19 protein-coding genes are annotated in these 22,285 nt (G+C 69.1%); 13 read left to right on the top strand and 6 right to left on the bottom strand.

The features are described from left to right. Nucleotides 1–170 precede the first annotated feature (170 nt). A complete protein-coding gene (locus AB0B82_RS06070; RefSeq protein ID WP_360163171.1) occupies nt 171–3,065 on the top strand; it encodes a M36 family metallopeptidase in 2,895 nt (964 codons plus the stop codon). A gap of 1,230 nt (nt 3,066–4,295) precedes the next feature. Here AB0B82_RS06070 and AB0B82_RS06065 read toward each other — a convergent pair. Further along, a complete protein-coding gene (locus AB0B82_RS06065) occupies nt 4,296–5,303 on the bottom strand; it encodes a LacI family DNA-binding transcriptional regulator (RefSeq protein WP_360163169.1) in 1,008 nt (335 codons plus the stop codon). A 110-nt stretch (nt 5,304–5,413) separates the two neighbouring features. On the opposite strand from AB0B82_RS06065, the gene AB0B82_RS06060 reads away from it, so the two are divergent. Continuing rightward, nucleotides 5,414–6,310 carry an amidohydrolase family protein gene (locus tag AB0B82_RS06060; RefSeq protein WP_360163167.1) on the top strand — a complete coding sequence of 299 codons (897 nt, stop codon included), beginning with the start codon at nt 5,414–5,416 and terminating at the stop codon, nt 6,308–6,310. Next, complete coding sequence (locus AB0B82_RS06055) at nt 6,307–6,867, top strand: cysteine dioxygenase family protein (RefSeq protein WP_360163165.1); 561 nt, start codon at nt 6,307–6,309, stop codon at nt 6,865–6,867. The genes AB0B82_RS06060 and AB0B82_RS06055 overlap by 4 nt, the downstream gene beginning before the upstream one ends. Before the next feature lie 57 nt (nt 6,868–6,924). On the opposite strand, the gene AB0B82_RS06050 is transcribed toward AB0B82_RS06055, so the two are convergent. Beyond that, complete coding sequence (locus AB0B82_RS06050; protein WP_360163163.1) at nt 6,925–8,019, bottom strand: TIGR03118 family protein; 1,095 nt, start codon at nt 8,017–8,019, stop codon at nt 6,925–6,927. Between the two features lie 125 nt (nt 8,020–8,144). On the opposite strand from AB0B82_RS06050, the gene AB0B82_RS06045 reads away from it, so the two are divergent. Continuing rightward, nucleotides 8,145–8,951 carry a PhzF family phenazine biosynthesis protein gene (locus AB0B82_RS06045; RefSeq protein WP_360163160.1) on the top strand — a complete coding sequence of 269 codons (807 nt, stop codon included), beginning with the start codon at nt 8,145–8,147 and terminating at the stop codon, nt 8,949–8,951. Here the strand turns inward: AB0B82_RS06045 and AB0B82_RS06040 are convergent. Further along, on the bottom strand, nt 8,948–9,568 hold the full coding sequence (locus AB0B82_RS06040) for a hypothetical protein (protein ID WP_360163158.1): 621 nt from the start codon (nt 9,566–9,568) through the stop codon (nt 8,948–8,950). The two genes, AB0B82_RS06045 and AB0B82_RS06040, sit on opposite strands and share 4 nt — an antisense overlap. A gap of 136 nt (nt 9,569–9,704) precedes the next feature. Between AB0B82_RS06040 and kdpF the strand changes: the two genes are divergently transcribed. From kdpF to AB0B82_RS06005, 7 genes are read left to right on the top strand one after another with little or no spacing between them, the layout of a single operon-like run. Next, entirely contained in the window at nt 9,705–9,794 is a 90-nt protein-coding gene (gene kdpF / locus AB0B82_RS06035; protein WP_360163156.1) for a K(+)-transporting ATPase subunit F, read from the top strand. Next, nucleotides 9,794–11,455 (top strand): potassium-transporting ATPase subunit KdpA, encoded by a 1,662-nt coding sequence (kdpA, locus tag AB0B82_RS06030; protein ID WP_360163154.1) that lies wholly within the window; start codon nt 9,794–9,796, stop codon nt 11,453–11,455. Before kdpF ends, kdpA begins: the two co-directional genes overlap by 1 nt. A gap of 35 nt (nt 11,456–11,490) precedes the next feature. Continuing rightward, entirely contained in the window at nt 11,491–13,533 is a 2,043-nt protein-coding gene (gene kdpB / locus AB0B82_RS06025; protein WP_360163377.1) for a potassium-transporting ATPase subunit KdpB, read from the top strand. A 7-nt stretch (nt 13,534–13,540) separates the two neighbouring features. Then, nucleotides 13,541–14,164, top strand: coding sequence for a potassium-transporting ATPase subunit KdpC (kdpC, locus tag AB0B82_RS06020; RefSeq protein ID WP_360163152.1), 624 nt, complete (start codon nt 13,541–13,543; stop codon nt 14,162–14,164). Between the two features lie 12 nt (nt 14,165–14,176). Beyond that, nucleotides 14,177–16,747, top strand: coding sequence for a DUF4118 domain-containing protein (locus AB0B82_RS06015; RefSeq protein WP_360163150.1), 2,571 nt, complete (start codon nt 14,177–14,179; stop codon nt 16,745–16,747). Then, a complete protein-coding gene (locus AB0B82_RS06010) occupies nt 16,744–17,421 on the top strand; it encodes a response regulator (RefSeq protein WP_360163148.1) in 678 nt (225 codons plus the stop codon). Before AB0B82_RS06015 ends, AB0B82_RS06010 begins: the two co-directional genes overlap by 4 nt. A 49-nt stretch (nt 17,422–17,470) precedes the next feature. Next, entirely contained in the window at nt 17,471–18,313 is an 843-nt protein-coding gene (locus tag AB0B82_RS06005) for a hypothetical protein (RefSeq protein WP_360163146.1), read from the top strand. Here AB0B82_RS06005 and AB0B82_RS06000 read toward each other — a convergent pair. Further along, a complete protein-coding gene (locus tag AB0B82_RS06000; RefSeq protein ID WP_360163144.1) occupies nt 18,310–19,740 on the bottom strand; it encodes an aromatic amino acid lyase in 1,431 nt (476 codons plus the stop codon). The genes AB0B82_RS06005 and AB0B82_RS06000 overlap by 4 nt on opposite strands. Nucleotides 19,741–19,972: 232 nt before the next feature. Between AB0B82_RS06000 and AB0B82_RS05995 the strand changes: the two genes are divergently transcribed. After that, nucleotides 19,973–20,344, top strand: a complete 372-nt coding sequence (locus AB0B82_RS05995; protein WP_360163142.1) for a nuclear transport factor 2 family protein — start codon at nt 19,973–19,975, stop codon at nt 20,342–20,344. Nucleotides 20,345–20,446: 102 nt separating this feature from the next. Here AB0B82_RS05995 and AB0B82_RS05990 read toward each other — a convergent pair whose 3' ends face one another. Continuing rightward, nucleotides 20,447–20,692: a type B 50S ribosomal protein L31 gene (locus AB0B82_RS05990; protein WP_360163140.1), complete on the bottom strand. Its 246-nt coding sequence runs from the start codon at nt 20,690–20,692 to the stop codon at nt 20,447–20,449. Continuing rightward, complete coding sequence (locus AB0B82_RS05985; RefSeq protein WP_360163138.1) at nt 20,689–21,762, bottom strand: GTP-binding protein; 1,074 nt, start codon at nt 21,760–21,762, stop codon at nt 20,689–20,691. Before AB0B82_RS05985 ends, AB0B82_RS05990 begins: the two co-directional genes overlap by 4 nt. A 103-nt stretch (nt 21,763–21,865) precedes the next feature. Between AB0B82_RS05985 and rpmG the strand changes: the two genes are divergently transcribed. Beyond that, nucleotides 21,866–22,033: a 50S ribosomal protein L33 gene (gene rpmG / locus AB0B82_RS05980; RefSeq protein WP_360163136.1), complete on the top strand. Its 168-nt coding sequence runs from the start codon at nt 21,866–21,868 to the stop codon at nt 22,031–22,033. Nucleotides 22,034–22,285: the final 252 nt, after the last annotated feature.

Genomic DNA, 22,285 nt, shown 5'->3' with positions numbered 1-22,285 from the left:
CCTAGTACTGTGCCGAACACGAAGGACAACCCTCGACTCCGGTGATTTTGCTTCCCCGGACGCCTCGGGAGGCTTAAGGTCGCCCCCGGGACGGGCCGTTGAGGGCGGCCCGCAGACACACACTCCATGGAGATTTTGCTGTGACGACATCACGCAGAGGGCGGGGGCTGGTGGCCGTCTCCGCCGTCTCCGCCGCCGCTACCGTGCTGGCCCTGACGGCCGCCGGCGCGGACGCGGCACAGACAGCCGGTGCCGAAGGCAAGCAACCGGCACAGGCCGAGAAGCAGGCGAGTGGCAAGGAGCGCAAGGGCAACTTCGACGCCCGGACGCCGAACGCCCGCACCACCTACGCCCGGGCCGCCAAGGTCCAGGGCAAGGAGACCGCCGCCGCGAAGAAGTTCCGTGACTCGCTCGGTACCCAGGGCGTCGTCGAGGTGGACCCGAACACCGGGACCCCGGCGCAGGTCACCAAGCTGAACGGTTTCCTCACCGGCAAGAGCGCGAAGCAGGCCAAGGTCGTCGCGCTGGACTACGTGAAGGCCCACCCGGAGATCTTCAAGCTCTCCGACGCGGACCTGGCCACGCTGAAGCTGCGTAAGGACTACGTCGACGACCTCGGCACCCACCACATCTTCTGGACCCAGGTCGTGGACGGCGTCGAGGTGTTCGGCAACGGCCTCAAGGCCAACGTCACCAAGAACGGCCAGCTGATCTCCGTGATGGGCTCGCCGGTCGCCGGCCTGACCACCGCCGCGCAGGCCCGCTCCGCCGCGGCCGCGCCGAAGGTCAGCGCCGCCGAGGCCCGCAGTACCGCGATCAAGGATGTCGGCGGTACGGCGAAGTCCGCCACCGCGAGCACTTCCGGGGTGAGCACCAAGTTCAGCAACGGCGACACCGCCAAGCAGGTGTGGTTCCACACCGCGGACGGGCTGCGCAAGGGCTGGCTGACCTACACCAACTCCGGTGGCACCAACGTCTACAGCCACGTCGTCGACGCCCAGACCGGCAGCACGCTGTACCGCCGGGACCTGGTCAGCGAGGGCAACGGCGACGCGCTGGTCCAGGACAACTACCCGGGCGCGGCCAAGGGCGGTACGCAGCGCGTCGAGAACCTGATCTACAACAAGTGGCTGCCGAAGAACGCGAAGACCCTGCTCGAGGGCACGTCGGTCGCGGCCTTCGCGGACGTCAACGACGACAACCAGCCGAACGCCGGCGAGACGGTCAAGGTGCCCGGCACCAAGACCGGCGCCGAGTACAAGCTGACCACGTTCCAGAACGCGTCCTCGCTGTGCTCCACGTCGTACATCTGCACCTGGGACCCGGCGAAGCCGGACTCCTGGAAGGCCAACCTGAACCAGGACGTCACCAACGCCTTCTACCTGGCCAGCAACTTCCATGACTGGCTGGCGAAGCCGCCGATCAGCTTCACGCCGGCGGCCGGCTCGTTCGACGCCGCGGGCGGCGACGCGGTGCAGCTGAACGCCCTGGACGGCGCGGCCACCGGCGCGAACGGCGGCCCGGACGTCAACCACATCGACAACGCCAACATGGCCACCCCGCCGGACGGCACCCCGCCGACCATGCAGATGTACCTGTGGCACCTGCCGGGCGCGTCCGACGAGCAGGACCCGTGGGTCTCGTCCAGCGGCGCCAACGACGCCAGCATCCTCTACCACGAGTACACGCACGGTCTGTCCAACCGCCTGGTCGTCGACGCCACCGGCAACTCGACGCTGAACAGCATCCAGGCCGGTTCGATGGGCGAGGCGTGGAGCGACTTCTACGCGATGGACTACCTGGTCTCGCACGGCCTCGAGAAGGACACCACCGCCCCGGGCGAGATCCTCGAGGGCAAGTACGTCGCGGCCGGGCAGCTGTTCCGCACCCAGGCGATCGACTGCCGCGTGAAGGCGGTCAGCCCGAACTGCATCCAGCCCGACGGCTCCAAGGGCGGCTACACGTACGGCGACTTCCCGACCATCGGCGGTACGCCCGAGGTGCACGCGTCCGGTGAGGTCTGGGCGCAGACCCTGTGGGACCTGCGCGAGCGGTTCGGCCGCAGCTACGCGGTCAGCATCATCACCCGCGCGATGGAGCTGGCGCCGGCCGACCCGACGATGCTCGACATGCGCAACGCGATCGTCCAGGCCGACCTGGTCGCCTCCGGCGGCAAGAACGCCGACATCATCTGGACCGTCTTCGCCAACCGCGGCATGGGCTGGTACGCCGGTGTCGTCGACGGCGGCGACGCCTTCCCGGCCGAGGACTTCCACAAGCCGCCGACAGGCGCCACCACCACGCTCAGCGGCAAGGTGACCGACAAGGACACCGGCGCACCGGTGGCCAACGCGCTGGTCTACATCGGCGGTCACTCCTCCGGGTACGCCGGTGACTACGCCGGTACGACGGATGCGAACGGCAACTACACGATCAGCGGTGTCGCTGCGGGGACCTACCCGAAGGTCGTCGTCTCCGCACCCGGCTACGAGCTGATCGTCCAGTCCGTCAAGGTCGCGCCGAACACCAAGGCTGACTTCGTCCCGCGCCGCAACTGGGCGGCCGCATCCGGCGGCGGCTCGGTCGTCGGGTTCAACGGCCCGGACTTCACGCCGTACGGCTGCGGCCCCGGCGCCGCGATCGACAACGCGCAGGGCACCGGCTGGGGCAGCACGACCGGCAACAACGACGGCGACCTGGCCGACACGGTCATCCCGAAGCACATCGACATCAAGCTCCCGGCGGCCGTCACCGTCGAGGCCTTCAACGTCGACCCGTCGAACACCTGCGGTGACCCGGGCAGCTCCTCCACGGGCCAGTACCGGATCGAGACCTCGGCCGACGGCACCACCTGGGCCACCGCGGCGGAGGGCACGTTCGACGCTTCCAGCCGCGGCAAGTACAACCTGGTCACCCCGACCGGCAACGCGAGCAACGTCCAGTACGTCCGCTTCTGGATGCTCAGCCCGCAGGTCCCGGACTTCGACACCAACTGTCCTGACGGCCCCTACGGCGGCTGCCAGTTCATGGACATGACCGAACTCCAGGTCTTCGGCACCAAGTAACCAGTTACCACCCCCGGAAGGCCGGCCGAGCATCGCTTGGCCGGCCTTCCGTCTTTCCCCGCTGTCCCCGGTCTCGGCCGTCTCCGGTCTCCGCTGTCCCCGGTCTCCGCTGTCTCCGGTCTCGGCTGTCTCCGGTCTCCGCCGTCTCCGGTCTCCGCTGCGTGTTCAACCCCACCACAGTGTGTGTCCAGATCCTGATCGCCCGGCCACTTGCCGGGGCGTTGAACACCCTCCGGGGGCCTTGAACAGGAAATAACGTGTTCAAGCCCCCCGGAGGGCGGTCAATGCCCCGGGAGGTGCCCGCGCTCTCGCCTCGGGTGAGGTCCGCGCTCTGGGGGCGTGTCGCGTCCGGCGGTTGTTGTCGGCGCCGTTGTCGGGGGTTGAACAGTCTCGCGTGGCAGTGGACAGGAAATATCGTGTTCAAGCCCCCTGACGGGTGTTCGATGCCCCGGGAGGTGTCCGTGCCCCGGGAGGTGTCCGTGCTCCGGGAGGTGTCCGTGCTCCGGGAGGTGTCCGTGCTCCGGGAGGTGTCCGTGCCCCGGGAGGTGTCTGTGCCCCGGTGTCTGTGCCCCGGGAGGTGTGCCGGGTCTGGCCGCTCCCAGGCAACCCGGTCGTGTTGAGGCCTTCCACCGGTTGTTCAGCGTCCGCCGCTTGTCCGCCGCGTGTCCAGCTGCTGATAACCGGGCAGGTTGCTGTGGCGTTGAACAGTCTCGCGGGGCTGCGGACAGGAAATAACGTGTTCAAGGCCCCCGGGAGGTGTTCAAGGCCCCGGGAGGTGTGCTGGGTATCGCCGGTGTTCAGCTCTTCCGCCGATTGTTCAAGTGCCCATTGGTCAAGCCCGTTGATCAAGCCCGTTGGTCAAGCCCGTTGGTCAAGCCCGTTTGTTCAAGGGCCCGTCGTTCATGGGCCTGTTGTTCAGGTGCCTGCGGTGTGTCCCGACGGCTGTTGGCTGGGGATGGTTTGCGGGGCGTTGAACAGTCTCGCGGGGCAGCGGACAGGAAATAACGTGTTCAAGGCCCCCGTGAGGTGGTCAAAGCCTCCGTGAGTGGTCAAGGCCCCCGTGAGGTGGTCAAAGCCCCCGTGAGTGGTCAAGGCCCCCGGGAGGTGGTCAAGGCCTCCGCGAGGTGTCCGTGATCCAGGTGTCCGGATGGTGGGCATGGGGGAGTATGTCGACTGGATTGGTTTAGTTTCGGGCGGGTGGAGGACGGCGCGGGTCGCGGGCTGTTCCGCTCAGGTGGGCGGAGCGGCTACCGAGCCGCGTTCGATCAGGGTGGGGGTGAGGGTGGTACGGCGCACGCGGCGGTTGGTGTCCACGGCGGAGGTGACGCGCGAGACCACGTGGCCGACCAGTTCGTCGAGTGGCCAGTGAAAGGTCGAGAGCGAGAGCAGCTGGGACATCGGCTGGTCGTCGTACCCGAGCAGCGAGAGGTCCTTCGGGATGCGGAGCTCGAGCTCGCGGCAGGCGGCGTACACGCCGAAGGCCATCGAGTCGGCGAGTGCGAGGATGCCGGTGGGGCGGCCGCGGCCGATGAGCAGTTCGCGGGCGACGTCGGTCGCGCCGGACAGGTCGTGTGGACACTGCAGCAGGCGAAGCTTCAGGCCGAGGTCGACCGCGACCCGCTGCGCGATGATTTCGGCGGGGCGCTCGATCTCGACCCGGCGGGTCGGGCTGAGGACCGCGATGTTGGTGTGGCCGGCAGCGGCGAACCGGCGCAGCGCAGTGGTCACGCCGGTCTCGTTGTCGAGGATGACCTCGGACTTGGCCTTGGCTCCGGGCAACTCGTCGCCGATGGCGATCACCGGGACCTGGCGCGCGATCGTGGCCCACGCCTTCGCGCGCGGGTCGATCGGGATCACCACGATCGCGTCGACGCGGTGGTCGACCAGGTGCTGGGCGAGCTCGAGCTGCCGGGCGGCGTCGCCGGCGGAGTCGATGATCAGGGCGTTCCGGTCGGGGGTGAGGAGCTCCCGGCCGAGCGCCGCGGCGAGGCGTTGCTGCCAAAGGTCTTCGAGCGAGGCGCACAACACACCGACGGACCCGCTGCGGCCGGACGCGAGCGCCCGGGCGATCGGGTCGGCCTGGTAGCCGAGCCGGTCGGCAGCGTCTTGCACGCGCTGAATGGTCTCGGGGGTGCCGTGCACTCCACGCAGCGCATACGACACCGCGGCCATCGACAGGCCGGTCTCGGCAGCGATGTCCTTGAGGGTTGGCCTCCGGCCGTTTCCGGACATGTCCATGACCTTAACCGTCGCGGCGGACAGAAACTTGACAGCCGCCAGATTGAAGCGCTTCACTCGGAACGTACTGAAGCGCTTCAATCTGATCAAACCAGCGAGGGGAGGGCCCGATGATCGACGTCCACCAGCACCTGTGGCCGGAGGCGTTCGTCGATCGGCTACGGGCCCGTCGCGAGCCGCCGTACCTGGACGGCTGGACGCTGTACTGCGCCACCGAGGCGCCGTACGAGGTCGATCCGGCCGCGCACGAGATCGGCAAGCGGGTTGCGCTCGAGGAGGACACGGGCACGACTCTGGCCGCCGTGTCGCTGTCCAGCCCGCTCGGCGTCGAGGAGCTCGGCGACGCCGAACTGCTCGAGGCCTGGCACCAGGGTGCCGCTGAGTTCCCGGCGCCGTTCCGCGCCTGGGCTTCCGTCAACCTGCTCGAACCGGACGTCCCCGGGCTGGAAGCCCTGCTGCACAAGGGATTTCTTGGTCTTCAGCTGCCTGCACACGTCCTGACCACGCCGACGGCCTGGGAAGCGCAGGCCGAGATCCTGCGTGTGCTTGAGCAGGCAGGCAAGCCGATCCTCGTGCACCCCGGCAAGGCGCACCCGACCGAGGCGCCGGGGTGGTGGGCGCCGGTCGTCGACTACACCGCACAGCTGCAGGCCGCCTGGTGGGCGTGGCATGCCTACGGCGGACGCCGCTCGTTCCCTGAACTGCGGCTGTGTTTCGTCGCCGCGGCCGGCCTCGCGCCGGTGCACCACGAGCGGCTGGCCGCGCGCGGCGGCCGGCTGGGCACCATCGATCCGCAGTTGTTCGTCGACACCTCCAGTTACGGCCCGCAGGGGATCGACGCCGTCGCGCGGGTTCTCGGAATCGACCAGGTCGTGCACGGCACCGACCGGCCGTACGCCGAGGCCGCCGACCTTCGCCAGGGCGACGCCGCGACCGCGGTGATTCGCCACGACAATCCGTACCGGCTGCTGTTCGGCACCGGTTCTCCTGAGAGGGGAGTGCAGTGACTGCCCAGCCAATCGACGTACCGAACGTCCCAGCGCGCCAGGCCAGCCGGCTCGTGGAGCTGAACAACTGTCTGTCGCTGGACGACCTTCCGGGCCGCGACCTGACACCCGCGGAGTTGTCCGAGCTGGCCGCGTCGATCGCCGCGCAGCCGCAGCTGTGGGAGGACAAGGTCGCATACAGCGACGAGGAGCGGGTGTTCGCGTCCCTGCACCGGGACGCGAACGTGGACGTCTGGCTGATCTGCTGGACGCCCGCGAACGACACCGGCTGGCACGACCACGACGTTTCGTCGGGTGCGGTGGCCGTCGCCCGCGGCAAGCTCGTCGAGCACAACCTCGCGATCGGCACCGCGTCGATCGAGACCGAGGTGGAGGCGGGGGACGTGTACGGCTTCGGTCCGGACCACATCCACCGGCTGACCGGCCTCGACAAGGGCAGCGTCTCGATCCACGCCTACAGCCCGCCGCTGTGGCGGATGGGGCAGTACTCGGTGAAGGACGGCGTCCTGCGCCGGGTCTCGGTCTCGTACGCCGACGAACTCCGCCCGATCGACTGAATGCCTGAAACCCGCGCCCTGCCGACCCGAAACGGTCGGCGGGGCGCGGGTGCGGGGCTACGGCTTGCGGAGTTGGCCGAGGAGGCCGTGGGTTTCGTTGTCGGGGCCTGCCGAGAACCAAAGGATGTCCGCTCCGCCGGTGGTGGCGGTGCCGGGGAGGAGGGCCCAGAGACCGTCGATGGCGAGCGGGCGTCCGGAGGTGGTGCGGACCTGGCCGGTGAGCTTGAAGCGCTTCATTGATCGCGGCTCCAGAATGTTGATGCGACCGTCCCCGAAGTTCCCGACGAGCAGCGTGCCGGCCGGCTTACCCCAGCTGGCCGGTGCGAGCGCGAGGGCCCAAGGAGCGTTCAGCAGACCGCGCGAGGCAACGCGGGCCACCAGCTTCCCCTCGGTGGTGAACTCGTTGACGAGGCCGAGGCTGACGCCGCGCATTGCCCGGCCCGTCTTCGGGTCCGGCTTGGCGTAGGTGACGAAGATCCGCCCGTCGAGCGTCTGCACGTTGTACGGCGCGTACCCCTTCGGCAGCGCCTTGTCGCGGAAGGCCCACCGCGGCAGCGTCACCGGCTGGAACGAACCGTCGAACACGTCGATCCGCCCGCGTGCGAAGTCGGCCGCGAACAGCCGGTCCGGGCCGCCGGCGATGGCGAGCCCGGTGTACACCGCGCCGGGCGTGGTCGCCTTGATGTCGGCCGGTCCGAGCAACGGGTTGACGGTCGGGTTCCAGGCCGCGATCTGCCCGGTCAGCGTGGCGAAGATGAAGCGCGCCGGTGCGCTCGCGGTCGCGTTGCTGACTACGAACGAGGTACTCGCGTTGGACACCTGCCCGGTCGGCAACGGTACCGTGACGCGGACCGTCGGCACCTTCGTGACGGTGCTCGATCCGGGCGCGGACGAGTACAGCGTGGACGTCGACGTACCTTGGTTCGACACCCACAGCGGCGTCGTCGCACCGAGCGACAGACCCCACGGATTGACCAGGTCCGGGTCCTGGAGGACGGCCTTTCCGGCCTGATCCGAGACCAAGTTGACCTGCTGTACGGCGAGTGTGTGCGGCGACCGGTGGGCATCGGCGGTCGCCGGGACGAGCAGGGCGAGTGAGCTGGCGAATGCGGTCGCCACGGCGAGTGGACGGCCCTTCGAGCGAAGCGACATGTCACTTTCCTGTCGGTCGGAATGCGGGACACCCTCGATACGGCGCGTGCGCTGAAGCGGTTCAAGGCCACTTGCCGGTCAGGTGGCTATGGAACGAGCGTTTGCTGGCCGGTTAGCGTCGGTTCATGAGGATCCGAGTGGTTGACGCGTTCGCCGATCGTCCGTTCACCGGCAACCCGGCCGGCGTGTGCGTGCTCGACGCCGGCGACTGGCCGGACGAGGCCTGGATGCAGTCCGTGGCCGCCGAACTCAAGCACGCGGAGACTGCATTCGTCCGCCCATCGGCAGGTGCTCAGGCGGAGTGGGACCTGCGCTGGTTCACGCCGACGAAGGAGGTCGTGCTCTGCGGTCACGCCACCCTGGCGACCGCCCACGTTCTGGCGACCGACGGCAAGCTGTCCGGCAAAGCCACGTTCGCCACGCTGAGCGGAGTCCTGGTGGCGGACGTCGCCGACGACGGGATCACGCTCGACTTCCCGCTCAACCTACCGAGCGCTGTCGAAGCGCCGGAAGGACTCGCAGCCGCGCTCGCGGTGGAGCCCGTCGAGGTCTACGCGACCGGTGCACTCAACGACCTCCTGGTCGTCGTCCGCGGCGAGGCGACCGTGCGCGCCGTCGTACCGGACTACGACGCCATCGCCGCGATCACCCGAAACGGCGGCCTGCGCGGGCTGATCGTCACGGCGCCGGGCGAGGAGTACGACTTCGTCTCGCGCTTCTTCGCACCCGCGAGCGGTATCCCCGAGGATCCGGTGACGGGTAGCGCCCACACGAGCCTCGCGCCGTACTGGGCCGAGCGCCTCGGGCGGGACGAGCTGGTCGGCTACCAGGCGTCCGCCCGAGGCGGCGTCGTGCGGGTGACGCCGTCCGGCGACCGCGTCTACCTGAAGGGTCAGGCGATCACGGTCCTGGACGGCGAGTTGTACGTCTAGGCCCAGGTCTCGGCATGGGTCGGCACGCCGTTCGGAGCCGCGAGTTCGGTGACGACGTCCTCGGCGTCGGCGTCGACCGGCTCGAACGGCGCCTCCGGTACGACGTACGCGCGGCCACCGGCGACCATCTCGACACCGGGCAGCTCGAACCACGGCTCGCCGGCCTCGCGGCTGATCTCGTAGATGGCCTGCTCGGCGGATTCGACCGGCTCACGGTCACCGGACTCGTCGAGCTCATCCGGCTGCCGCTCCTGCGCGGCGCGCCCGGCCTCGAGCAGCGCGTCCAGGTCGACCACGCGCAGGTCGAACCGGGACACGACGCTGAGCACCTGGTCCTGCTCGGTCTCCTCGTCCTCGTCGTCGATCGAGTCGTCCAGCAGCAGCGGCGACGTACCGGTGTGTTCGAAGACCGCGTCGTTCCATTCCTCGACCACACCCTCGAGCGCCGCGTTGTGCTCGAACAGCGTGGTGTGATCTTCGTTGCCCGTCATCGCGAGCAGCGCCTCGGTGTGCGCCTGCAGCCGCTCGGCGAGCTTCCGGCTCGCGTCGGCCAGCGCGGCCCTGCTCTCCGCGGAGAAGAACTGCTCGGCGGTGGCGGGGGTGTCCAGTTCAGTCACGTAAGTGTTCTTCCCTCATCTGTCGGCGGGATTGCCAGCCGTAAGTATGTGAGAAGTCTGTGAGAGGCGCACCAGCGGGTGTGAGAGGTCCGCGAGAACTCTCCTGACCCGGCAGCCGGCGGTGTCCAGTGAAGGCATGAGCACTGCAGATATCGCGGGCCTGGTGGTGGCCGTCGCGCTGGTCCTCTACCTGATCGCGGCCCTGGTCTTCCCGGAGAGGTTCTGATGTCCGACACCGCTGCCGGCCTGCTGCAGGTCGGCCTTCTCCTCGCGTGCCTCGGCGCCGTCTACCTTCCGTTGGGCGGCTACCTGGCACGGGTCTACTCCTCCGGCACGGACACCAGGGTCGAGCGCGCGGCGTACCGCCTGTTCGGCGTCGACTCGAAGGCCGACCAGACCTGGGCGGTCTATGCCCGTTCGGTGCTGGCGTTCTCCGCGGTCAGCGTCGTCCTGCTGTACCTCCTGCAACGCGTCCAGCACTGGCTGCCGCTGTCGCTCGGTCTGCCGAACGTCCCCTCGGGGCTCGCGTTCAACACCGCGGCGTCGTTCGTCTCCAACACGAACTGGCAGAACTACGTGCCCGAGGCCGTGATGGGTCACCTGGTCCAGTTCGCCGGGCTCGCCGTGCAGAACTTCCTGTCGGCGGCGGTCGGCATGGCCGTGGCGGTGGCGCTGATCCGCGGCTTCGCCCGGTCGCGGACGGACCGAATCGGCAACTTCTGGGTCGACCTGACCCGGACCTCGCTGCGGATTCTGTTGCCGATCGCAATCATCGGCACGCTGGTCCTGGTCGCCATGGGGGTGGTCCAGAACTTCTCCGGCGGTCATGAGGTCACCTCGGTCGTCGGGCAGAGCCAGACGATCCCCGGCGGTCCGGTTGCCAGTCAGGAGGTCATCAAGGAGCTCGGCACCAACGGCGGCGGCTACTACAACGCCAACTCGGCGCACCCGTTCGAGAACCCGAACCCGCTGTCGAATCTGTTCGAGATCTTCCTGCTGCTGGTCATCCCGGTCTGCATCACGCGGACGTTCGGCCTGATGGTGAACGACAAGCGTCAGGGGTACGCGATCCTCGGTGTGATGGGCACGCTCTGGGCCGCGTTCACCGTTTCCGCCACGCTCTTCGAGACCCAGGGTGCCGGTACGGCGACCCAGGCCGCCGGCGCTGCGATGGAGGGCAAGGAGACCCGCTTCGGCGAATGGGCGTCCGCGCTGTTCGCAACCTCGACCACCGGTACGTCGACCGGCGCGGTGAACTCGATGCACGACTCGTACACCGCACTCGGCGGCGGTACGACGCTGTTCCACATGATGCTCGGCGAGGTGTCGCCGGGTGGGACCGGTACCGGTCTGTACGGGATGCTGATCCTCGCCATCCTGACGGTCTTCGTCGCGGGCCTGATGGTCGGGCGTACGCCGGAGTACCTGAAGAAGAAGATCACCGCGCGCGAGATGAAGCTGGTCTCGCTGTACCTCCTCACGACGCCGACCGTCGTACTGGTCGGTGCATCGATCGCGATGGGACTGGCGGTGGCGCGGGCGTCGATCCTGAACACCGACAGCCCGCACGGGTTCTCCGAGGTGCTGTACGCGTTCACGTCGGCCGGCAACAACAACGGCAGCGCGTTCGCCGGACTGAGCGGCAACATCCCCTTCTACAACATCGCGCTGGGCCTGGTGATGCTGCTCGGCCGGTTCGTACCGATCGTGTTCGCGCTCGCGCTGGCCGGATCGCTCGCGCGGCAGCAGCCGGTCCCGGTGACGCCGGGCACGCTGCCCACCCACAAGGCCTTGTTCGTCACGATGCTCGTCGGTGTCGTCGTCATCGTGACCGGGCTGACCTACTTCCCCGCACTGACTCTCGGACCCCTCGCGGAGGGACTGTGACCACCACCCTGACCACCCCACCCGTTCCTGACCAGGTGGCGCCGAAGAAGGCACCTTCGGGTTTGTTCGATCCGAAGATGCTGTTCACGTCGTTGCCGGATGCACTACGCAAGCTCGACCCGCGGCTGATGGTGCGCAACCCGGTGATGTTCGTCGTCGAGGTCGGCGCGGTCGCGTCGACGCTCTTCGCCATCACCGACCCCAGCGTGTTCGCGTGGTGGATCGTGGTCTGGCTCTGGCTGACCGTTCTGTTCGCGAACCTGGCGGAGGCGGTCGCCGAAGGCCGGGGCAAGGCCCAGGCCGAGTCGCTGCGCCGGACCAAGACCGAGACCACCGCGCGTCGCGTCACCCCGAGTGGCGACGAGGAGGAGGTGCCGGCCACCGAGTTGCGGCTCGGTGACCTGGTCGTCGTCGAGGCCGGCCAGATCATCCCCGGCGACGGTGACGTCGTCGAAGGCGTGGCGAGTGTCGACGAGTCGGCGATCACCGGCGAGTCGGCACCGGTCATCCGCGAGTCGGGCGGCGACCGGAGCGCGGTCACCGGCGGGACGAAGGTGCTGTCGGACCGGATCGTGGTGCGCATCAGTACCCGGCCCGGTGAAAGTTTCGTCGACCGGATGATCGCGCTGGTCGAGGGCGCGGCGCGGCAGAAGACGCCGAACGAGATCGCGCTGAACATCTTGCTGGCGAGCCTGACGATCGTGTTCCTGATCGCGACCGTCACGCTGCCGACGTTCGCGAACTACGCGCACACGCAGCTGAGCGCGGTGATCCTGGTGGCGTTGCTGGTCTGCCTGATCCCGACCACGATCGGCGCCCTGCTGTCCGCGATCGGCATCGCGGGGATGGACCGTCTGGTGCAGCGGAACGTGCTGGCGATGTCGGGGCGCGCGGTCGAGGCCGCTGGTGACGTGAACACGCTGCTGCTGGACAAGACCGGCACCATCACCCTGGGCAACCGCCAGGCCGCGGAGTTCCTCCCGGTGGGCGGTGTCACCGACACCGAGTTGGCCGGCGCGGCGCAACTGTCCAGTCTGGCCGACGAGACGCCGGAAGGCCGGTCGATCGTCGTGCTGGCGAAGACCGGTTACGGCTTGCGCGAGCGTCATACCGGAGAGTTGCCGCACGCAACCTTTGTGGAGTTCACCGCGCAGACCCGGATGAGTGGCGTGGACGTCGACGGTCGGCAGATCCGCAAGGGCGCGGCCGGAGCCGTCAGCACCTGGATCCACCAGCACGGCGGTACGACCGATCCGCGGCTCGGTGAGATCGTGGACGCGATCTCGACCTCCGGCGGTACGCCGCTGGTCGTTGCCGAGAGCATCGACGGTACGGCGCGGGCGCTTGGCGCCGTGCACCTGAAGGACGTGGTGAAGGACGGGATGCGCGAACGGTTCGCCCAGATGCGCGCGATGGGTATCCGGACCGTGATGATCACCGGCGACAACGCGCTGACCGCGAAGGCGATCGCCGAGGAGGCGGGTGTCGACGACTACCTGGCTGAGGCGACGCCCGAGGACAAGATGGCGTTGATCAAGCAGGAGCAGGAGGGCGGCCGGCTGGTCGCGATGACCGGTGACGGTACCAACGACGCACCGGCGCTGGCCCAAGCGGACGTCGGGGTGGCGATGAACAGCGGGACGTCGGCCGCGAAGGAGGCCGGCAACATGGTCGACCTCGACTCCAATCCGACCAAGCTGATCGAGATCATTGAGATCGGCAAGCAGTTGCTGATCACCCGCGGTTCACTGACCACGTTCTCGATCGCGAACGACGTGGCGAAGTACTTCGCGATCCTGCCCGCGCTGTTTGCCGCGTCGTACCCCGGGCTGGACAAGCTCAATGTCATGGGGCTGCATTCGCCACAGTCGGCGATCGTGTCCGCGATCGTGTTCAACGCGCTGATCATCGTGCTGCTGGTCCCGCTCGCGCTTCGCGGCGTTAGGTACAAGCCGGCCTCGGCGTCGGCGATGCTGCGTCGCAACCTGCTCGTGTACGGCGTCGGCGGGCTGATCAGCCCGTTCGTCGGTATCAAGCTTCTCGACCTGGTGATCTCGCTGATCCCCGGTCTGCGCTGAAGGGTAGTTGTCAATGACAAACAGTTTCCGCCAGGTCATGGTGGCGCTCCGGGTGCTCGTGTTCTTCACGGTGGTGCTCGGGCTCGCCTATCCGCTGGCGATGACGGGCGCCGCCCAGGTGCTCTTCCACGGCAACGCGAACGGCTCGGTCGTCCGGGTCGACGGCAAGGATGCCGCATCGGACCTGGTCGGTCAGGCGTACACGATGGACAGCGGTCGCAAGGATGCCGACGGTGAGGCGATCATGGTCGCCGATCCGCACTGGTTCCAGACTCGGCCGTCCGCGAGCGAGTACGACGCGCTGGCCAGCGGCGGGTCGAACCTCGGCCCGAACAACGCCGACCTGCTGGCAGAGGTCGAGGAGCGACGCGAGGCGGTCGCGGCGCTCGAGGGGGTCGCGCAGTCGCAGGTTCCGCCGGACGCGGTCACGGCGAGTGGCAGCGGCCTCGACCCGGACATCAGTCCGGCGTACGCCGCCCTGCAGGTCGACCGGGTCGCGCGGGAGCGCGGCCTGCCGGTGGCGACCGTACGGCAGCTCGTGATGGAGTACACGCAGGGGCGCACGCTCGGTTTCCTGGGTGAGCCGCGCGTCAACGTGGTGAAGCTCAACGGCGCCCTCGCCGCGCTCTGAGAGCATGGACGCATGAGCAAGGGCGGCCGCGGTGAGCTGCGAATCTACCTCGGGGCCGCGCCCGGCGTTGGAAAGACCTACAAGATGCTGGGCGAGGCACGCCGCCGGCGAGCGCGGGGGACCGACGTCGTCGTCGGCTTCGTGGAGACCCACGGCCGCAAGTACACCGAGCAGATGCTGGACGGGTTGGAGACCGTGCCGCGGCGGATCGTCGACTATCGCGGCGCCAGTTTCACCGAGCTCGACCTCGACGCGATCCTGGCCCGGCGGCCGGAGGTGGCGCTGATCGACGAGCTGGCCCACACGAACGTGCCGGGCGGGCGGAACGAGAAGCGCTGGCAGGACGTCGAGGAGCTGCTCGCCGCCGGCGTCGACGTGATCTCGACGCTGAACATCCAGCATCTCGAGTCGATCAACGACGTGGTCGAGAAGATCACCGGCGTGCCGCAGCAGGAGACGGTGCCGGACCGCGTGGTCCGCGCCGCCGACCAGATTGAGCTCGTCGACATGACGCCGGAGGCGCTGCGCCGCCGGATGGCACACGGGAACGTGTACGCCGCGGACAAGGTCGACGCCGCCCTGGGCAACTACTTCCGCGTGGGCAATCTGTCCGCACTGCGTGAGCTCGCGCTGCTCTGGCTCGCCGATCGGGTGGACGCCGGCCTGCAGCAGTACCGCGCGCAGCACGCGATCGACTCGACCTGGGACACCCGCGAACGGGTCGTGGTCGCGCTCACCGGGGGCCCGGAGGGCGAGACCTTGATCCGGCGGGCAGCGCGTATCACCGCCCGCTCGTCCGGAGGCGACCTGCTCGCCGTCCACGTCGCCCGCTCCGACGGGCTGACCGGCGCCAACCCGAAACGGCTCGCCGACCAGCGCAACCTGGTCGAGAAGATTGGCGGCACCTATCACCAGGTCGTCGGCGACGACGTCCCGGCTGCGCTGCTCAGCTTCGCCCGGGCCGAGAATGCGACCCAGTTGGTCCTCGGCGGCAGCCGCCGGTCGCGGCTGGGTTCGCTGCTCGGTGGGCCCGGGATCGGTGCCACCACGATCCGGGACTCCGGCGACATCGACGTTCTCATCGTCACCCATGGGCAAATGGGGCGCGGGCGGTTGCCGCGGCTACGCGGCAGTTTGTCGCGGCGGCGGAAGATCGAGGGCTTCGTCCTGGCGCTGGTCCTGCAGCCGCTGCTCGCGCTGGTCCTCGGCCTCGGCGGCGACACCCTCAATCTGACCAGCAACGTGCTGGCGTTCCTGCTCGCGGTCGTCGTGGTGGCTCTGGTCGGTGGGATGTTGCCGGCGATGCTGACCGCGGTCGGCGGGTCGCTGATCCTCAACTACTTCTTCACGCCGCCGACCCGGACGTTCACGATCGCCGAGGTGAACAACGCCCTCGCGCTGGTGATCTTCGTGCTGGTCGCCGCCATGGTCAGTTCGGTCGTCGACCGCGCGGCCCGCCGTACCCGGGAAGCGGCCCGCGCCGCCGCCGAGTCGGAGACACTGGCGACCTTGGCAGGGTCGGTACTGCGCGGCGAGACCGCACTGCCTGCCTTGCTGGATCGGGTGCGCGAGGCGTTCGGGATGACGGGTGCGTGCCTGTTGGAGCGGCTGGACGACGGGCCGGACGAGTGGCGGGAGGTCGCCTCGGCCGGGACCGTGACCTGCAGCCGGCCGGAGGACGCGGACGCGGTGATCCCGGCCCGCGACGATCTCGTACTGGTCCTGCAGGGGCACCAACTGGAGGCCGACGAGCGGCGGCTCGTGGGTGCGTTCGCGGCGCACGCGGCGGCGCTGATCGATCGCGCGCGCCTGAGCGAGGCCGCGGCCGAGGCGAAGCCGCTGGCCGAGGCGGACAAGCTGCGTACGGCGTTGTTGCGCGCCGTCGGGCACGACCTGAGGTCACCGCTCGCGTCGGCAAAGGCCTCGGTCACGAGCCTGCGCGGTCACGACGTGGCGTGGACCGACTCCGAGCGGGCGGAGCTGCTGGAGACCGCGGACGAGTCGCTCGACCGGTTGTCGCGGTTGGTGGACGACCTGCTCGATCTCAGTCGGCTGCAGGCCGGCGTACTCCCGGTGTTCACGCGGCCGACGGCGCTCGACGAGATCGTGCCCGGCGTGCTGTCCGCGCTCGGTGGGGACGCCGACCAGGTGAGTGTCGACGTACCGGACACGCTGCCGCTGGTCGAAGCCGACCCCGCGCTGCTCGAACGGGTCGTGGCGAACCTGCTGGCGAACGCGATCCGCTACTCGCCGCCCGGCCAGGCTCCACTCGTCACCGCAAGCGCGCTCGGCGACACCGTCGAGATCCGGGTCGTCGACCGCGGACCGGGGATTCCGCGGGCGGAGCGGGACCGGGTGTTCGCGCCGTTCCAGCGCCTCGGCGACACCGACAACACCGTCGGCGTCGGCCTCGGCTTGGCGCTCGCCCGCGGACTCGCCGAGGCCATGCACGGCACCGTGCAGCCCGAGGACACCCCGGGTGGTGGACTGACCATGGTGGTCGCGATGCCGTCCGCGGTCACGCGCCCCGACGTACCGGTTCCCGGGGCCAGGGAACGTTCGGAACAGGAAGGCCACGCGTGACAAGAGTGCTGGTGGTGGACGACGAGCCGCAGATTGTGCGGGCGTTGCAGATCAACCTGAAGGCGCGCGGGTACGAGGTGCAGCTGGCCGGCACCGGTACGTCGGCGTTGCAGGTCGCCGGCCGGTACCCGCCGGAGCTGGTGATTCTCGACCTCGGACTGCCCGACCTCGACGGCGTCGATGTGATCCGCGGACTGCGTGGCTGGACCGACGCGCCGATCCTCGTGCTGTCCGGACGCACCGACCAGACCGACAAGGTCGAGGCGCTGGACGCCGGCGCGGACGACTACGTGACGAAACCGTTCGGCATCGACGAGCTACTCGCCCGGATGCGCGCGGTCCTGCGCCGCAGTGCCGCCACACCGGAACAGCCCACGGTGGCCGTCGGCGGCGCGGTCGTCGACCTCTCGGCGAAGCGGGTCACCCTCGCGGACGGTACGGACATCCGCCTGACGCCCACCGAGTGGCACCTGCTCGAGGTCCTGGTCCGCCACCCCGGCAAGCTGATGTCGCAGCGCCAGCTCCTCACCGAGGTCTGGGGCCCGGGCTACGAAACGGCCGGCGGCAACCTGCGCTTCTACATGGCCCAGCTCCGCCGCAAACTCGAACCCGACCCCGCCCGCCCCAAACACCTGCTCACCGAGCCGGGCATGGGCTACCGCTTCGAGCCGTGACGTCCGATTCGTTCAAGACCTGCGCGATCCGATCCGGCAGGGTGTGGGTATGGACATCTTCACGGCAGGTCGGGACTTTGTACGGCGGGACGCCCGGGTGCTCGAGCGGCGGCTCTTCGCGGCGGTGTTCGAGGGGGCCGATCCGCAGGGCGTGGTGGATGCGCTGCGCGGGTTCCAGAACGCCGACGGCGGCTTCGGGCACGGGCTCGAACCGGACAAGCGGTGCCCGGACAGCCTTCCGCTCGACGTGGAGGTCGCGTTCGACACGCTGCTGGCAGCCGGGGCGCGCGACGACGAGATGGTGCGGCGGGCCGCCGACTGGCTCGACCGCATCGCGAACGCGGACGGCGCCGTACCGCTGTGCGGCCCCGCGGTGGAGGGCTACCCGCGCGCCGAGCACATCGCCGAATGGACCTACCAGCCCGCGCTCAACCCCACCGCGGGGCTGGTTGGCCGGCTGCACACGTTGGGTGTCGAGCATCCCTGGCGCGACCGGGCCGGCGAGTGGTGCGCGGCCGAGCTGGCGAACGGCTTCCCGGAGGACGCGCACGGCATGCACGAGGCGCTGGAGTTCCTGGAGCACACCGGTGACGCCGACTTCGACCGCGTTCGCGACTGGCTCCCGAAGCTCGCGCACTACCGCGCCGACGCGTCGGACCCGTCGTACGGCGTGACGCCGCTGCAGTTCGCGCCGTCGCCGGACAGCTTCTGGCGGCCGCTCTTCACCGACGCCCAGCTCGAGGCGCACCTCGATCGCCTGGTCGCGGACCAGCAGGACGACGGCGGGTGGGCGCTCACCTGGGAGCCGCCGGGGCCGGCGGCCACGTTGGAGTACCGCGGGATGGTCACCGTCGGAGCGCTCCGCACGCTGAAGGCCTACAACCGGATCTAGTATCCTGAGCCGGACTCCGCGGGATGCTCGACCTGGCGGTCGCCCCATTGGGTGAGCAGGCCGCGGGCGATCTCCAGGTCCTCCCGGAGCGATCGGTCGGCCAGGTCGCCCGGTAGCGCGGCCAGAGCGTCGGCGAGCCACGGGCCGACCGCTGCCGGTGCGAGGTCGTCGGGTGTCAGCCCGGCCAACCGGATTGCCCGTACGGCGGTCACAAGTTCACTGGCCAGGACTTCGCGCAGGGCGTCGAGGAGTTGCGCGGTGAGGGCGGCCGCCTGGGGCGCGAAGCTCGCGTGCAGTTCGGCGCCGCGCGACAAGGTTGCCGTACCGAGCGTCGCCGGTTGCGCGGACGACCGTACGGCGGCCAGCGCGTCGTGGGCGACGTACTCGATCATCATCACGCCCGAGCTCGCGTCCGCCCCGCTGGCCAGGAACCGGCTGAGACCGGTGTAGTCCGGGTCGACCAGGTTCGCCACCCGGGTGGTCGACAAGGTCGCGACACTGTGCAGGCTGAGGCGCAACGAGTCGAGCGCGAGGGCGATCGGCATCGCGTGCCAGTTGCCGTTGTGCAGTACGGCGTCGCCGGCGACCAGTGGGTTCTCCGCCGCGGCGTTGATGTCGATTCGCACACTGTTGCCCAAGGCATCGGCATGGTCGACGGCGGGCCCGAGTACCTGGGCGAACGCGCGGAGTCCGAACGGGTCCTGGATGCGGGCCGGAGGCAACGGTAGTCCGTCGAGGAGGTCGCGCATCCGTTGCGCGACGCGTACCTGACCCGGTTGCGGACGGGCATCGTGGACGCGGGCGTCGTACACCTCGGCGTTGCCGCGGAGCGCGACGTGCGACAGGGCGCCGACGAGCGGTACGACGTCGATCAGCGTGGTGGCCTCGACGTACGCGAGGCAGCACTCGGCGAGTGTGAACGCGTTACTGGACAGCAGCGGCAGCGCACTGGTTCCGGCCACCGCGTCGCCGAGCGCGAGCCCGAGTTCGGCGAGCGGGCCGAGATCGCCGGTCCCGATCGCGCCGCCGCGATGCAGGTCGGGCAGGTCGTCGGTGTTGAGCAGCTCGACGATCGCGTCGGCCACCGCCGGTTCGAGCCCTGATCCGCCGGCCGCGAGCTGGTTGACGCGGATCAGCAGTCCGAGCCGTACGACATCCTTCGGGTACGACGTCGTACCGGTCGTCGAGTGCGACGCCAGCAGGCGCGCGCCGTGCTCAGGGTCGGACGTCAGCACGTCGCGATTGGCCCCGACGCCGGTGGTCCGCCCGTACACCGGCTGCCGGTCTGCGACCTCGGCCACCACCCGCGCTGACTCGTGCATCCGCTTCCGCGCATCGTCACTCAACTGCACCGCCGTACGCCGCTGCCCCAGCGCCACCGCCTCCAGCGGCGACAACCCGGCACCCGTCAGCTCAACCGGTTCCATTTCTTCAGTTTGAACCGCTTCACTCCGATCGGGCATTCATCTTGACAATGCGAACGTCTCGAATCCGAGACGCTGCTATCCGCCGGGCTGCGGGTCTCTTGGATGGGTTCACCCATCGTGTTGTGGGTTCCTGATACGGGTTGGGAACTCACCACGCGGTAGGTAAACCCATCTTGGAGTGCCGTGCGCGGGATGAGGGAAGGTTCACGTGCGGCCCGGCAGAATGGGGTGGGTGAGCGTTGAGGAGGAAGTGCGGGCCGCGGCGGCTGCGGCGGATCTGGTGCTGGTCGGGAACGATGCCGAGCTGATCGCGAAGTGCTGGACCGACGGCTGGGTGGCGGTCGACGCCGGCGGCGTAACGCCGAAGGCCGACATCATCGGCTGGATCGCGTCGGGACGGCTGCAGCACCACACCATGACCACGGTCGGCGGTGAGCGGATCGCGCGGGTCGGCGACACGGTCGTCCTGACGGCCCGCAAGGCGAGTTCCGGGACGTGGGAGGGAGCGCCGTACGCGGTCGAGGAGTGGATGAGCCAGGTCTACGTCCGCGTCGACGGACGCTGGCTCGAGGCGTTCTGCCACAAGGCGACGGTCGCCTTCTGAGCAACCGGTCTTCTGTGCACCCAGCCCCTTGAGCAACCAGTCTGTTGAGCAAGCAAAACAGCCCGTCACCTCGGTGGGGTGACGGGCTGTTGTTGATGCCTGTTACTTCTGGCCGTAACGCTTCTTGAACTTCTCCACGCGGCCCTGGGTGTCCATCACGCGCTGCTGGCCCGTGTAGAACGGGTGACTCGCGGACGAGATCTCGACGTCGACGACGGGATAGGTGTTCCCGTCATCCCAGACAACGGTCTCGGTGCTCTCGCGGGTCGAACCGGTGAGGAAGCTGAAGCCGCCGGACTTGTCCCGGAAAACGACGCGGCGGTAGTCGGGGTGGATGTCCTTCTTCATGCTGCGGTACTTCCTTCCAGATAGGGGGCGAACGGATCGGTCAGGGGGTGAACCGCTTCGTCCGCACGTAGGACACAACCGTCGAGGCGCTCGCGTAATTCCCGGGTGTCCAGGTCGACGCCGGTGAGGGACAGGTACGACGCGCGATCGCCGTACTCCGGATGCCACTCGAGCGCCGACCGCGCCTGATGCTGCTGCCCGACACTCGCCCAGCGATCCGCCGGGAGGTCGGCGAGCCACGGACCGAGGACGCCGATCGCGATGTTCGTGCCGAAGCTGTCCCAGCTCAGCCGGTTGCGGTGCTGGGTCGCGATCCAGAGCGTGCCGCGGCCGCGCACCGTACCGGCGACCAGCTCCTCGAGCGCGTCGTACAGCCGCTCGGGATGGAACGGACGTCCCGCCTGCCAGACGAACGTCCGCTCCGAGGCCGCCGCGATCGAGCCGGGCTCGACGACCGGGAGCTGCAGACCGAGACCGAGCAGTCCGGCGGGCGATGTCCTCGTGAGGAGCTGCGGGTTGATCGCGTGCAGGAGATCGCGGACCGTGTCGTCGTCGTAGCTCAGGATCGCGGCGTTGGCCGATTCCAGCTGCCGTACGGCGATCTCGGCGATCGCGCGCCCGTCTTCGGCCGCGGTCGGTACGCCGCGTTCTCGCACCAGCTGATCGCCACTGAGATCGTCGACGATCGTGGCGCTGTCGACGGTGGTGACGACCGCGTCGACCGCGAGATCGGTGTCCTGGTTGATCTCGGCGGCGATCGCGCGCGTGTCACCGGCCGTCGGTACGTCGACGATCGCCACGCCGTACCGCTCGACGGCGGCGATGCTCGCCAGTAGCTGCACCAGCGAACCGCGCAGCGCACAGGACACGCACGGATGCTCCATCGTGATGACCTCGCGGTCGATGACACCGGTCGCGGTCCGGGCGGTGCGTACCACCGCACCGCTGCTCAGCCGACTCACGTCGTACTCCACCAGAACGCCGGCCCGACCGGCGGCTGCCAGGACGTTCGCCGCGACGGCGGTGCGGAACTCGTCGTCGAGCCCCGTCAGCAAGGTCACCGGCAGCATCGACTCTCCTGTCTTGTTGAAAACGATAACCACTACAAACTACCCTGCTGGGCGGAATAGCCGCCACCCGGTCGGCGTTGTGCCGGGTGAAAGAGAGGACAGCATGGCCAAGCGCAACGACCTCCGCCCCATCATCAAGCTTCGCAGCACCGCCGGTACCGGCTTCACCTACGTAACGCGGAAGAACCGCCGGAACAATCCCGACCGGCTCGTGATCCGCAAGTACGACCCGAAGCTCCGCGAACACGTCGACTTCCGCGAAGAGCGCTGACGACGCACCGGTCAACAGACCAACGGTGCGGCGCTAGCTGAGCGGCCCGACCCCCTCCGATCCAGACGGACCGGAGGGGGTCTTTTGTGTTCAAGCGTCGCCGCGGACCAGTGAACCGGGACCTGCAGACCGCCCACTCGGCTCCCCGGACGGCCGACTCGGCTCCCTGGATGGCTGGCTCGGCTCCACGGGCGGTCGGCTCGGCTCCCTGGATGGCTGGCTCGGCTCCACGGGCGGTCGGCTCGGCTCCCT

Source organism: Kribbella sp. NPDC048915, from assembly GCF_040649595.1.
Classification (GTDB): domain Bacteria; phylum Actinomycetota; class Actinomycetes; order Propionibacteriales; family Kribbellaceae; genus Kribbella.
The sequence above is the reverse complement of the archived record's forward strand: the minus strand, read 5'-3'. Positions and strand labels throughout refer to the sequence as shown.